At 59.3% G+C, this 13,033-nt stretch carries 10 protein-coding genes; 3 read left to right on the top strand and 7 right to left on the bottom strand.

All coding sequences use genetic code 11. The annotated features are described in order from the left end of the window. Window positions 1-108 precede the first annotated feature (108 nt). Both ACIPLA_RS17245 and ACIPLA_RS17250 read right to left on the bottom strand, forming a co-directional pair. Window positions 109-1,716 carry a carboxyl transferase domain-containing protein gene (locus tag ACIPLA_RS17245; protein WP_218394409.1) on the bottom strand — a complete coding sequence of 536 codons (1,608 nt, stop codon included), beginning with the start codon at window positions 1,714-1,716 and terminating at the stop codon, window positions 109-111. Window positions 1,717-1,728: 12 nt separating this feature from the next. After that, on the bottom strand, window positions 1,729-2,892 hold the full coding sequence (locus tag ACIPLA_RS17250) for an isovaleryl-CoA dehydrogenase (protein ID WP_218394410.1): 1,164 nt from the start codon (window positions 2,890-2,892) through the stop codon (window positions 1,729-1,731). A gap of 295 nt (window positions 2,893-3,187) precedes the next feature. Here ACIPLA_RS17250 and ACIPLA_RS17255 point away from each other — a divergent pair, with 295 nt between their 5' ends. Continuing rightward, window positions 3,188-4,885 carry an AMP-binding protein gene (locus ACIPLA_RS17255; protein ID WP_401174447.1) on the top strand — a complete coding sequence of 566 codons (1,698 nt, stop codon included), beginning with the start codon at window positions 3,188-3,190 and terminating at the stop codon, window positions 4,883-4,885. Window positions 4,886-5,560: 675 nt separating this feature from the next. Here ACIPLA_RS17255 and ACIPLA_RS17260 read toward each other — a convergent pair. The 3 genes from ACIPLA_RS17260 to ACIPLA_RS17270 form a co-directional block, all read right to left on the bottom strand. Next, window positions 5,561-6,460, bottom strand: a complete 900-nt coding sequence (locus ACIPLA_RS17260) for a hydroxymethylglutaryl-CoA lyase (RefSeq protein WP_063343084.1) — start codon at window positions 6,458-6,460, stop codon at window positions 5,561-5,563. A 145-nt stretch (window positions 6,461-6,605) separates the two neighbouring features. Further along, window positions 6,606-7,007, bottom strand: coding sequence for a MerR family DNA-binding transcriptional regulator (locus ACIPLA_RS17265; RefSeq protein ID WP_008068244.1), 402 nt, complete (start codon window positions 7,005-7,007; stop codon window positions 6,606-6,608). A gap of 196 nt (window positions 7,008-7,203) precedes the next feature. Next, window positions 7,204-8,133, bottom strand: coding sequence for a LysR family transcriptional regulator (locus ACIPLA_RS17270; RefSeq protein ID WP_007904083.1), 930 nt, complete (start codon window positions 8,131-8,133; stop codon window positions 7,204-7,206). Between the two features lie 165 nt (window positions 8,134-8,298). On the opposite strand from ACIPLA_RS17270, the gene ACIPLA_RS17275 reads away from it, so the two are divergent. Beyond that, on the top strand, window positions 8,299-9,528 hold the full coding sequence (locus ACIPLA_RS17275) for an acyl-CoA dehydrogenase (protein WP_030130892.1): 1,230 nt from the start codon (window positions 8,299-8,301) through the stop codon (window positions 9,526-9,528). 132 nt (window positions 9,529-9,660) lie between these two features. Here the strand turns inward: ACIPLA_RS17275 and ACIPLA_RS17280 are convergent, their stop codons facing one another. After that, complete coding sequence (locus ACIPLA_RS17280) at window positions 9,661-11,001, bottom strand: substrate-binding domain-containing protein (RefSeq protein WP_401174456.1); 1,341 nt, start codon at window positions 10,999-11,001, stop codon at window positions 9,661-9,663. 205 nt (window positions 11,002-11,206) lie between these two features. Next, window positions 11,207-12,019, bottom strand: coding sequence for an exodeoxyribonuclease III (gene xthA / locus ACIPLA_RS17285; RefSeq protein WP_218394414.1), 813 nt, complete (start codon window positions 12,017-12,019; stop codon window positions 11,207-11,209). A 331-nt stretch (window positions 12,020-12,350) separates the two neighbouring features. On the opposite strand from xthA, the gene ACIPLA_RS17290 reads away from it, so the two are divergent. Then, window positions 12,351-13,001 (top strand): N-acetyltransferase, encoded by a 651-nt coding sequence (locus ACIPLA_RS17290; RefSeq protein WP_218394415.1) that lies wholly within the window; start codon window positions 12,351-12,353, stop codon window positions 12,999-13,001. Window positions 13,002-13,033 lie beyond the last annotated feature (32 nt).

Here is a 13,033-nt window from a genome sequence, read left to right on the forward strand (position 1 = left end):
CGTCTCCACAACTCATGTGGGAGCGGGCTTGCTCGCGAAGAACGATAACGCGGTGCATCAGGTAAACCGCGGTGAATCCTTCGCGAGCAAGCCCGCTCCCACAAAAAATCACATCCGGAACACGCCGAAGCGGCTCGGTTCGATTGGCGCGTTCAGCGACGCCGACAAGGCCAGGGCCAACACGTCGCGGGTCTGCGCCGGGTCGATGACGCCGTCGTCCCACAGCCGGGCGCTGGAGTAGTAGGGGTGACCCTGTTCTTCGTACTGATCGAGGATCGGTTGCTTGATCTCGGCTTCCTGCTCGGCGCTGAAACCATGACCACTGCGCTCGGCCTGCTCGCGCTTGACCTGCACCAGTACGCCTGCCGCTTGTTCGGCACCCATCACGCCGATCCGGGCGTTCGGCCACATCCACAGAAAGCGCGGATCGTAAGCCCGACCGCACATACCGTAGTTACCGGCACCGAAACTGCCGCCGATGATCACGGTGAATTTCGGCACCTTGGCACAGGCCACGGCGGTCACCAGTTTCGCGCCGTGCTTGGCGATGCCGCCGGCTTCGTATTTCTGACCGACCATGAAACCGGTGATGTTTTGCAGGAACAGCAACGGGATGCCGCGCTGGCAGGCCAGTTCGATGAAGTGCGCGCCTTTCTGCGCGGCTTCGGCGAACAGGATGCCGTTGTTGGCGAGGATCGCGATCGGGTAACCGTGCAGGTGGGCAAAGCCGCAGACCAACGTAGTGCCGAACAATGCCTTGAACTCATCGAACACCGAGCCATCCACCAGCCGCGCGATCACTTCGCGCACGTCGAAGGGTTGCTTGGCGTCCGCCGACACCACGCCGTACAACTCGTCGCTGCTGTACAGCGGCGCGATCGGCGTGCGTTGTTGCAGTTCACCGAGCTTGCGCCAATTGAGGTTGGCGACGCTGCGCCGGGCCAAGGCGAGGGCGTGTTCATCGCTTTCGGCGTAGTGGTCAGCAACCCCGGAAATCTTGCAGTGGACATCGGCCCCGCCGAGGTCTTCGGCGCTGACCACTTCACCCGTCGCGGCTTTCACCAGCGGTGGGCCGGCAAGGAAAATCGTTGCCTGCTGACGAACCATGATCGCCTCGTCGGCCATCGCTGGTACATAAGCGCCACCGGCGGTGCACGAGCCCATGACCACCGCAATCTGCGGAATGCCCATGGCGCTCATGTTGGCCTGGTTGAAGAAGATCCGCCCGAAGTGTTCGCGGTCCGGGAACACTTCATCCTGACGCGGCAAGTTGGCGCCGCCGGAGTCCACCAGATAGATGCAGGGCAGGCGATTTTGCTGGGCGATGGTTTGCGCGCGCAGGTGTTTTTTCACGGTCAGCGGGTAGTACGAGCCACCTTTCACGGTGGCATCGTTGGCGACGATCATGCATTCGACGCCTTCCACCCGGCCGATTCCGGCAATCACGCCAGCGGCGGGAACGTCTTCGCCGTACACCGCGTAGGCCGCCAATTGGCTGATTTCGAGAAATGGCGAGCCGGGATCGAGCAGGCGATTGATCCGTTCACGGGGCAGCAGTTTGCCCCGCGATGTATGCCGCTCCTGAGCCTTCGGACCGCCACCTTGTTGCACTTGCGCGAGCAGAGTGTGCAGGGCGTCGACCTGTTTGAGCATCGCCGCGCTATTGGTCGCGAACTCTGCTGAGCGGGGGTTGAGCTGGGTATGCAGGATAGCCATGTGCAGCTCCGTTTAGCGGGTTTCGTTGAACAGTTCGCGACCGATGAGCATGCGACGGATCTCACTGGTGCCGGCGCCGATTTCGTACAGCTTGGCGTCACGCAGCAGACGACCGGCGGGGAATTCGTTGATGTAGCCGTTACCGCCGAGAATCTGGATCGCGTCGAGGGCCATTCGGGTCGCGCATTCGGCGCTGTAGAGGATGACTCCGGCGGCGTCCTTGCGCGCGGTTTCGCCGCGCTCGCACGCCTGGGCCACCGCATACAGGTAGGCGCGGCTGGCATTGAGTTGGGTGTACATGTCGGCGACTTTGCCCTGGATCAGCTGGAATTCGCCAATGCTCTGGCCAAACTGTTTGCGGTCGTGGATGTACGGAACGATCAGGTCCATGCAGGCCTGCATGATCCCGGTCGGACCACCCGAGAGCACAACGCGCTCGTAGTCGAGGCCGCTCATCAACACTTTCACGCCGCCGTTGAGCACGCCGAGGATGTTTTCTTCCGGCACTTCCACGTCATCAAAAAACAGCTCACAGGTGTTCGAACCGCGCATGCCGAGCTTGTCGAATTTGTTGCTGCGGCTGAAGCCTTTGGAGTCACGTTCAACGATGAACGCGGTGATGCCGTGCGGCCCTTTTTCCAGGTCGGTCTTGGCGTAGATCACGTAGGTGTTGGCGTCAGGGCCGTTGGTGATCCAGGTTTTGCTGCCGTTGAGTACGTAGTGGTCGCCACGTTTGTCGGCGCGCAGTTTCATCGAGACCACGTCGGAACCGGCATTCGGTTCGCTCATGGCCAGGGCACCGATGTGCTCGCCGCTGATCAGCTTCGGCAGGTATTTGCTTTTCTGTTCGTGAGTGCCGTTGCGGTTGATCTGGTTGACGCAGAGGTTGGAGTGGGCGCCGTAGGACAGGGCGACCGAGGCCGAACCACGGCTGATTTCTTCCATGGCGACGACGTGCGCCAGGTAACCCAGGCCCGCACCGCCGTACTCTTCCGGCACGGTGATACCCAGCAGGCCCATGTCGCCGAATTTGCGCCACAGGTCATCGGGGAACAGGTTGTCGATGTCGATCTGAGCTGCGCGCGGGGCGATCTCTTTGGCGACGAAGGACTGAACCTGATCGCGCAGCATGTCGATGGTTTCACCGAGGGCAAAGTTCAGGGATGGGTAGCTCATGGGGCACCTTTTGGCTTTTTTGTAGGGTGGGGAGGGCAGTGATTCGGCTCTCACCTTTACGTTAACGTAAGCCTGTGGCGAATGGCTGTCAATGACCCTTTACGTTAACGTCAACTTGAGCGAGAGTAGAGCCAGTTTCGACACGGTAAAGCGGACCGACTCTGTGGGAGCGGGCTTGCTCGCGAAAGCGGTTTGTCATTCAACATTCATGTCGACAGACCCACCGCATTCGCGAGCAAGCCCGCTCCCACAGGTGACGTTCGGCAACCCACTAATAAAGACAATAGGGGTCGTCATGGATCAACCCAGTGCAAGCCCGCAGCGCAGCTATACCCGTGGTTCCCAGGACAAAGCCTTGCTGGCGATAACCATCGGGCAGGCGTTCGATAACACGGTCGCGCAATATCCGAACGGGGAGGCGCTGGTCGTGCGCCATCAGCAGCTGCGCTGCACCTGGCAGCAGCTGTCAGAGACCGTCGACCTGCACGCCAGAGCATTCTTGGCGCTGGGCTTGCAGACCGGTGACCGGCTCGGCATCTGGGCGCCGAACTGTGCCCAGTGGTGCATCAGCCAGTTCGCCAGCGCGAAAATCGGCGTGATCCTGGTCAACATCAATCCGGCTTATCGCAGTTCCGAACTCGAATACGTGTTGAAGCAGTCCGGTTGCCAATGGCTGGTCTGTGCCGGGGCCTTCAAAACCTCCGACTATCACGGCATGTTGCAAGGATTGGTTCCGGAACTGACGGAGCAATCCATCGGCCAGTTGCAGAGCGAACGCCTGCCGGAACTGCGTGGGGTGATCAGCCTGGATACGCAACCGCCATCGGGTTTCCTGCCGTGGTCGCAGCTGACCGATCTGGCGGCCAGCGTGTCAATCGAGCAATTGCGCGAACGTCAGGACAGTCTGCATTTCGATCAAGCGGTAAACATCCAATACACCTCCGGCACCACCGGTTTCCCCAAGGGCGCGACCCTCAGCCACTACAACATTCTCAACAACGGTTACATGGTCGGCGAAAGCCTCGGGCTGACGGCCAATGATCGGCTGGTGATTCCGGTGCCGCTGTACCACTGCTTCGGCATGGTCATGGGCAATCTTGGTTGCGTCACCCACGCCAGCACCATGATTTACCCCAACGACGCCTTCGATCCATTGCTGACGCTGAGCACCGTCGCCGAAGAAAAAGCCACCGCGCTTTACGGCGTGCCAACCATGTTCATCGCCATGCTCGATCAGCCCAAGCGCGCCGAGTTTGATTTGTCGAGCCTGCGCACCGGGATCATGGCCGGGGCGACCTGCCCGATCGAGGTGATGCGCCGGGTTATCAATGAAATGCACATGAGCGAAGTGCAGATTGCCTACGGCATGACGGAAACCAGCCCTGTGTCTTTGCAGACCGGTCCGTCAGACGAGCTGGAATTGCGCGTCACCACCGTTGGCCGAACCCAGCCGCAACTGGAAAGCAAAATCATCGACGAGGCGGGCAACCTGGTACCGCGCGGCACTATCGGAGAGCTGTGTACTCGGGGCTACAGCGTGATGCTCGGCTACTGGAATAACCCGCAAGGCACCGCCGAGGCTATCGATGAGGCGGGCTGGATGCACACCGGCGATCTGGCGAGCATGAACGACGAAGGCTACGTGTGCATCGCCGGGCGTAACAAAGACATGATCATCCGCGGCGGTGAGAATATTTACCCAAGGGAACTGGAAGAGTTCTTCTTCACCCACCCGGCGGTAGCCGACGTGCAGGTGATCGGCATTCCTTGTTCCCGTTATGGTGAAGAGATCGTCGCCTGGATCAAATTCCACCCCGGCCACAGCGCCACCGAGCAGGAACTGCAAGCCTGGTGCAAGGAGCGCATCGCACACTTCAAGACGCCGCGTTACTTCAAGTTCGTCGAGGAGTTTCCGATGACGGTGACTGGCAAGATCCAGAAATTCCGGATGCGTGAGATCAGCATTGAGGAGCTGCGCATCAACAAAGACTGACACATAACCAGTGTGGGAGCGGGCTTGCTCGCGAATGCGGTGTGTCAGTCAATACTAATGGTGACTGATCCATCGCATTCGCGAGCAAGCCCGCTCCCACATTTGGATCGAGAAAAACCGGAAGGCAAGAAAGCACAAAGGGGAGCCGAAGCTCCCCTTTAATTTTGTCGTACGTGCTCTTTTTTTATTATTGAGGGGCGGTCTGTTGTTGTTTTTGGCAACCGTGGCCCTTTACCGCTGTTTTTGTCGATCCCCATCCGGGATCAAGAGCAAACGTATTTTTTTGAGCGCTGATCTACTTTTTCGCTAAGCGATCCAACCAGTTCGGGAGCTACCTGAAGGTAGTTTTATTGTTCTCTGCCCGGTTGCGGGTTACTTCGAAAAGCACCCTGAAAAGCACATCCTCTCCAAAAAAATCTGTTAGCTGCGTCTCTGCCGTGTTGTTCTTGTTATGTCAGAGTCGTTACGTCTTATTTTTATTGGTTTGCAGTTTTTATTCTTGTTATGCCATAGAGATAGCAGAAGCCGTGCCAACTTTTAAAAACCCTTTAAATTCAATGCCTTGAGTTTTTCGTGGGGTTTTTCATCCAACCCAAACCCGACAATTTGTTTCCGTGTTACTCGTTTCCGCCCACGTTTCAGCCTGTGCGGTAACACCCGGACACATTCACACTGTCACTGTGCGCTGCGGGCCTTGGCCACGCGCGAACCGGTAGGGCGCCCCAGCACCGCGCAAATCTGTTGACCGGCGCGAATCAAGGCGTCCAGGTCGATTCCGGTTTCAATACCCAGGCCGTTGAGCAGGTAAACCACGTCTTCGGTCGCGACATTACCGCTGGCGCCCTTGGCATATGGGCAGCCGCCGAGGCCGGCGATGGAACTGTCGAACACCGCGATGCCTTCCAGCAGGCTGGCGTAGATGTTGGCCATGGCCTGGCCGTAAGTATCGTGAAAGTGCCCGGCCAGTTTTTCACGTGGTACATCGGCCGATACCACTTCGAACATCTTGCGGGTCGCGCCAGCGGTGCCGGTGCCGATGGTGTCTCCCAGCGAAACCTCGTAGCAGCCCATCGCATAGAGCTCACGAGCAACCCGGGCGACTTGTTCCGGTGCGATGTCCCCTTCGTAAGGGCAGCCCAGCACGCAGGACACGTAACCGCGCACGCTGACGCCATGTTGTCTGGCGGCGTCCATGATCGGCACGAAGCGCTCGAGGCTCTCGCTGATCGAGCAATTGATGTTGCGCTGGGAAAACGATTCGGACGCTGCGGCAAACACGGCGACTTCCTTGACCCCGGCGGCGATGGCATCTTCAAAGCCCCGCAGGTTGGGGGCGAGGGCGCCATAGGTCACGCCCGGCTTGCGCTGGATCTGCGCGAAGACCTCGGCGGAGCCGGCCATTTGCGGCACCCATTTGGGCGAGACGAAACTGCCGACTTCTATATAGCCCAGGCCGGCGGCGGTCAGCGCGTCGACCAGTTGCACCTTGTCTGCAACGCTGATGGGCTGGGCTTCGTTTTGCAGACCGTCGCGGGGGCCGACTTCGACCAGGCGTACGTGGGTGGGTAGGGACATGGAGGATTCACCTGTAGTAGTGGGCGAACGACGATCTACTGTGGGAGCGGGCTTGCTCGCGAAGGCGTCGGGCCAGCCGACATCCGTGTTGAATGACAGACCGCTTTCGCGAGCAAGCCCGCTCCCACATTAAATTGTTGTACGGTTATTGGACGGCCTGCTGGCTCTTGATTGTCTGTTCCAGCGCCTGGGTACAGCGCTCTTCGGCCGTGTCGAGTTCCAGTTTCATCTGTTCGATGTCCAGCAATTGCTGTTCAAGTTGTTCCCGACGCTCGGCGATTTTCGCCAGCATGCTGTGCAGTTGCTTGGTGTTACCGCTGGAGGGGTCATAGAGCTCGATCAGCTCGCGGCATTCGGCCAGGGAAAAACCAATGCGCTTGCCCCGCAGAATAAGCTTCAGGCTTACCTTGTCACGGGGCGAATAAATGCGTTCCTGGCCGCGGCGCTCGGGGCTGAGCAGGCCTTGCTCTTCATAGAAGCGAATGGCCCGTGTGGTGATGTCGAGCTCGCGGGCGAGGTCGGAAATGCTATAGGTCTGGCTGCTCATGGAAGCGCTCGAAAAAGGTCATGGCGCTAAGCTAATGGCAGGTTGACGTTTACGTCAAGGGGCATGGATCTTCGTTGTTATCACCGGCCTCTTCGCGAGCAAGCCCGCTCCCACAGGTGACCGCGTTCTCTCAGGGGAATGCGATCACCTGTGGGAGCGGGCTTGCTCGCGAAGAACGATGACGCGGTCCAAAGCCCTACACCTTATCGAGCTTCTTCTCATGCGCCGTAACCTGTTGGCACAACTCGATCATCTGCTCGCGCATCCAGCGGTTGGCCGGGTCCTGGTCGGTGCTTTCGTGCCAGTAGAGGTGAGTTTCCACCGGCGGAACCTCTTTAACCGGCAGGTTCACCGCGTACAAGTCATGGCGACGGGCGAAGCGTTCTGGCACGGTCATGACCATGTCGGTCTGCTGCAACACCTGGGACGCCATCAAGTAATGCTGGGAGCGCAGGGCGATCTTGCGCTGGATGCCCATTTTGCCCAGGGCCAGGTCGACATAACCCAGACCGCTGCGCCGGCTGGAGATATGGATGTGGGTCAGTGACAGATAATCGTCGAGGGTGAATTTCTCCTTGCCCGCCAACGGATGGCCCTTGCGCATGGCGCACACGTAACGGTCCTCCATCAACTTGACGTGACGCACCTGCGGGTCGGTGTTGAGTGGCGCATCCACCGCAAAATCGAGACGACCGGCTGCCAGTTCCTTGGTGGTCTCACGCCGTTTGGACAAGAAGCTTTCGATGATTACCGTCGGCGCCAGGCGTCGCAGGCGCTGGAACAGCGGCGGCAGGATCACCGCTTCAGTGAGGTCGGTCATGCTGATGCGGTAAGTCTTGACCGCCTGCAACGGGTTGAAGATGCGGCTTTCCTGCACCGACACCCGCAGCAAGGAGAGGGCGTTGCGCACGGGGCCGATGATGTTCTGCGCCATCGGTGTGGGCACCATGCCTTGGGCGGTACGCACGAAAAGCGGATCGTTGAAGGTCTCGCGCAGGCGGGCCAGAGCGTTCGAGACGGCTGGTTGAGTGATGCCGACAATCTGCCCGGCGCGCGTCAGGTTGGCTTCGGTGTAGATCGCGTCGAAGACGATGAAAAGGTTGAGGTCGACCTTGCTCAGATTCATTGCGCTGCGCTCTCTGCTTCTTGTTTTAGGAAGGTGGCTCGATCAGTCGATCATATATCGGTGATGAATGTTAATACACGCCGAGAATAGGCTAGGTAAATTATCAACGCTGTTCTAGCATCGATTGCATGACCTGAACAACCTCCCTTTAGAAGGTAGCTGCCCATGGATTTCGCTTATTCGCCCAAAGTGCAAGAACTGCGTGAGCGCGTGACCGCGTTCATGGACACCTACGTTTATCCCGCTGAAGCGGTGTTCGAACGCCAGGTCGCCGAGGGCGATCGCTGGCAGCCGACAGCGATCATGGAAGAACTCAAACTCAAGGCCAAAGCTGAAGGCCTGTGGAATTTGTTTCTGCCTGAATCCGAACTCGGCGCCGGCCTGACCAACCTCGAATATGCGCCATTGGCGGAAATCATGGGCCGCTCGCTGCTCGGTCCTGAGCCGTTCAACTGTTCCGCGCCGGACACCGGCAACATGGAAGTGCTGGTGCGTTACGCCAATGAAGAACAGAAGCAACGCTGGCTCGAACCGCTGTTGCGCGGCGAGATTCGCTCGGCGTTCGCCATGACCGAGCCGGACGTGGCCTCGTCCGACGCCACCAACATGGCCGCCCGCGCTGTGCGTGATGGCGACGAATGGGTGATCAACGGCAAGAAATGGTGGACCTCAGGGGCCTGCGATCCACGCTGCAAGATCCTGATCTTCATGGGCCTGAGCAATCCGGATGCACCGCGCCATGCGCAGCACTCGATGATTCTGGTGCCGGTGGATACCCCTGGCGTGAAGATTGTGCGTCCGCTGCCGGTGTTCGGTTACGACGACGCGCCTCACGGTCACGCCGAAGTACTGTTCGAAAACGTCCGGGTGCCGTACGAAAACGTCCTGTTGGGTGAAGGACGCGGCTTCGAAATTGCTCAGGGTCGCCTCGGCCCGGGCCGGATTCACCACTGCATGCGTTCGATCGGCATGGCCGAGCGTGCGTTGGAGCTGATGTGCAAACGTGCGGTCAACCGCACTGCGTTCGGCAAACCCCTGGCGCGTCTGGGCGGTAACATCGATAAAATCGCCGACTCGCGGATGGAGATCGACATGGCGCGCCTGCTGACGTTGAAAGCGGCGTACATGATGGACACCGTCGGCAACAAGGTGGCGAAGAGCGAAATCGCGCAGATCAAAGTCGTCGCGCCGAACGTGGCGTTGCGGGTGATCGACCGGGCGATCCAGATCCATGGCGGGGCAGGGGTTTCCAACGATTTCCCGTTGGCCTACATGTACGCCATGCAACGCACCCTGCGCCTGGCCGACGGCCCGGACGAAGTGCACCGCGCGGCGATCGGCAAGTTCGAGATCGGCAAATATGTGCCGAAGGAAATGATGCGTAGCGGTCAGTAAATCCGCGGCGCCTGCCATTCGCGAGCAAGCCCGCTCCCACATTTGACCGCACTCCCTTGAGAGAACTCGGTCACCTGTGGGAGCGGGCTTGCTCGCGAATGCGTCAGACCTTTCACCGCGAGGGTATCTGGTTCAATACACCCAAACCTCAACCCGCCGATTCTTGATCCGCCCCTCATCCCCGCTGTTGGTCGCCACCGGCATCTCGGCGCCGAACCCGCGAATCTCGCGAAACACCACGCCGCTTTTCACCAGCTCTCGCCGCACCGCCATGGCCCGCAGTTTCGACAGCAGATCGGCCCGCGCCGGGTCGCTCTTGGCGTCGCCAAACCCCACTAGCGTCACCTGCCGATTGGTTTTGTCGTGCTGCTTTATATAGTCGAGTACCCGCGACAGGTCTTGTCGGGCCTTGTTGTCCAGCGTCGCGCTGCCTTCTTCGAAACGGAAATTCACCGTCAGCCGCTGGGCATGACGGCTGAGTGCCTGATAACCCTCGGGCATCAACGCATTCGGCGTGACGGCCATGGCCTGCACAGTCTGTGCGATAAAGCCATTGGCTGCGACGATCGCCTGGCCTTTGCTGCTTTGCGCGAACTTCACCAAGGCCTTGGCCCAGGGATTTTTCCCATTCGGCGGCAGGTAAAAGAACAGCCGACGGGATAGCGGGTAATCTTCCGTCGCGATCAGGCTATTGACCGGCAGCATGGCCTGGGAGTCGCCATCGACAATCGCCACGGCTTTGGCCTGGCGCACATAAGGCAAACCGATGAAGCCGATGCCTTGCGGGTCCAGACTGACGGCGTCGGACAATTGCTCGCTGGATTCGAAGCGTTTCGCGTTGCCGCTCAGGGTTTTCCCACGCGGGCTGAGGACCAGTTCCTTGAACGTGTCATAGGTGCCTGATTGATCATCCCGCGCATAGAGATGAATCGTCCCACCGGTGCCGCCGAGTGCTTCCCAGGTTTTCGCTTCGCCGCTGAAGATTCGCGCCAGTTGTACGGTGTTGAGTTGCTTCAGCGGATTGTGCGGATGAAGGATGATTGCCAGCCCGTCGATGGCGATGACTTGCTCGGCAATCGGGCTTTTCAGGTCGCCCAGCGGCTCAAGATCCAGCCGTTCGTTGTCCTTGATCGGGCGCGACGAAGCCGCGAGATCGGCAGAGGCGATTCTCAGGGCTTTGAACCCGGTGCTGGAACCATGGGCCGCGATCTCCACCTCGACTCGGCGTCCCTGAACGGTTTCGCCGACGATGCGTTGTTCGTTGGCTTTGTCCGGGGCTTCGCGATGAACCTTGAGCAGGCCCTGTTCACGCATCAAGCCCTCGACCAGCGCCGGGCCCAATGCTGCGCCAATGGTGTTGGAGCCCTGGATGCGCAACACCGGGCCACGTTCGGGCGTCGGCAAATCGCTGGCCGACACTGTTAACGGCAGCAGGGCGGCGAGCATCGACACAAACAACACGCGCAGCGTCATGCCGGCACCTTATAAGCCTGGGAAAGTGCCGGGAGAATAAGTCAGTAAGGTTGCTGAACGATGACAATTAACAAATGTGGGAGCGGGCTTGCTCGCGAATGCGGTCAATCATTCAACATTGATGTCGACTGACCCAGCGCCTTCGCGAGCAAGTCGAATCGTCGCACCGCCGCTCCCACATTGGTTTTGTGTAGATTTTGTAGGATCAGCTCAACTCAAGCCAGATCGGTGCGTGATCGGAGGGCTTTTCCATTGCGCGCAAATCGTAATCCACGCCGGCATCCTTCACTCGCGGCAACAATCCATGGGAGGCCATGATCAAGTCAATCCGCAGCCCGCGCTTGGGTTCATCTTCAAAACCGCGGCTGCGGTAGTCGAACCAGCTGAAACGGTCGGCAACGTCCGGGTTCAGGTGACGGAAGCTGTCCACCAGGCCCCAATTCTTCAAGCGGGCCATCCATTCGCGTTCTTCCGGCAGGAAGCTGCATTTGCCGGTTTTCAGCCAGCGTTTCATGTTGTCCGGGCCGATGCCGATGTCGCAGTCTTCCGGGGAAATGTTCACATCGCCCATCACCACAATCGGCTGGTCGTTGCTGAACTGGCTTTCCAGCAATTGCTGCAAATCGCTGTAGAAACGTTCCTTGGCCGGGAATTTGGTGGGGTGATCGCGGCTTTCGCCCTGTGGGAAATAGCCGTTCATGATGGTCACCGGCACGCCATTGGCGTCGGCGAAAGTGCCCCAGATGAAGCGTCGCTGGGCGTCTTCTTCGTCAGTGGTGAAACCTTTGTACAAGGCAATCGGTGCCTGGCGCGAGAGCAGGGCCACGCCGTAATGGCCTTTTTGCCCATGGAAATGCACGTGATAACCCAGTGCTTGAACCTCGGCCAGGGGGAACTGGTCGTCGTGGACCTTGGTTTCCTGCAGGCCGATCACGTCCGGTTGATGCTTTTCAATCAGCGCCGCCAGCTGATGCGGGCGAGCGCGCAGCCCGTTGATGTTGAAGGAGACGATCTTCATGGTCGGCAGTCCTGGCAAAAATGCGATGCTAGCTGACATGTAGGAATGGGGCCAGCCTTGGGGTGAGGCGATTCGTTGTGTTCTGTCAGAGATGTGTTGGCAGATCGGGCCTCTTCGCGGGCAAGCCTCGCTCCTACAAATTGGGTGTTGATCATTTAATCGTGGCTCGACGCGAACTTTGTAGGAGCGAGGCTTGCCCGCGAAGGCGTCAGCCCGGTCGATGAAGCTCCCGGCTTGGTCTATACCTGTCTGGGGAACTGTGAAGCCACCCAAAGGCTCGTACCAATAAGAACGCGGCCTTCTGAGCCGCGCCCAGGGGAGATCTACCGCTATGCCCGAAACCTCGACCGCCATCGCCGATATTCACATGCTCGACAGCGGCTATTCCCGCGAAGCACGCTCCCTGTTGTATCAGGCGTACCGGCACGAGCCGACATTCGGCTACTTGTTCGAAGCCGAACGCCCCGGTTATGAACAGCGAGTACGGGCCACGGTGCGCGAACTGGTCAAGCAACACTTTCTTCAGGAGTTGCCAGCCATCGGCCTGCTAGTGAATGACCGCTTGATCGGCATCGCCCTGATCGCACCGCCACAACGCCGCCTGGGCATCACCGAAAGTTGGGCCTGGCGTCTGCGGATGGTACTCAGCACCGGGTTTCGCTGCACCCGCCGCTACCTCGATTACCACGCCGCCGTGATGGCGTGCGTGCCGTCTGACTCGGTGCATGTCCTGCCGCTGCTGGGGGTTCATCCGCAATTCCAGGGCAAGCACTTCGGCGAACAATTGCTACAGGCGGTCCATAACTGGTGCGCGGTCGATGAGCACTCACAGGGTGTGATCCTCGACACCGGGAATCCTCGTTATCTGGAGTTCTATAAGCGTCAGGGCTACGAGGAAATCGGCGAAGTGGCCGTAGGACCGATTCGTGAGCACGTGTTTTTCCACGCCAACCCGCAGGTGTTACAAACAGCAACGGCATAAGGGTAGAACTTTCGCGGCAGGTCAGGCTCTAT

Origin of the sequence: Pseudomonas sp. NPDC086112, from assembly GCF_044746425.1 — a bacterium.
GTDB lineage: Bacteria > Pseudomonadota > Gammaproteobacteria > Pseudomonadales > Pseudomonadaceae > Aquipseudomonas.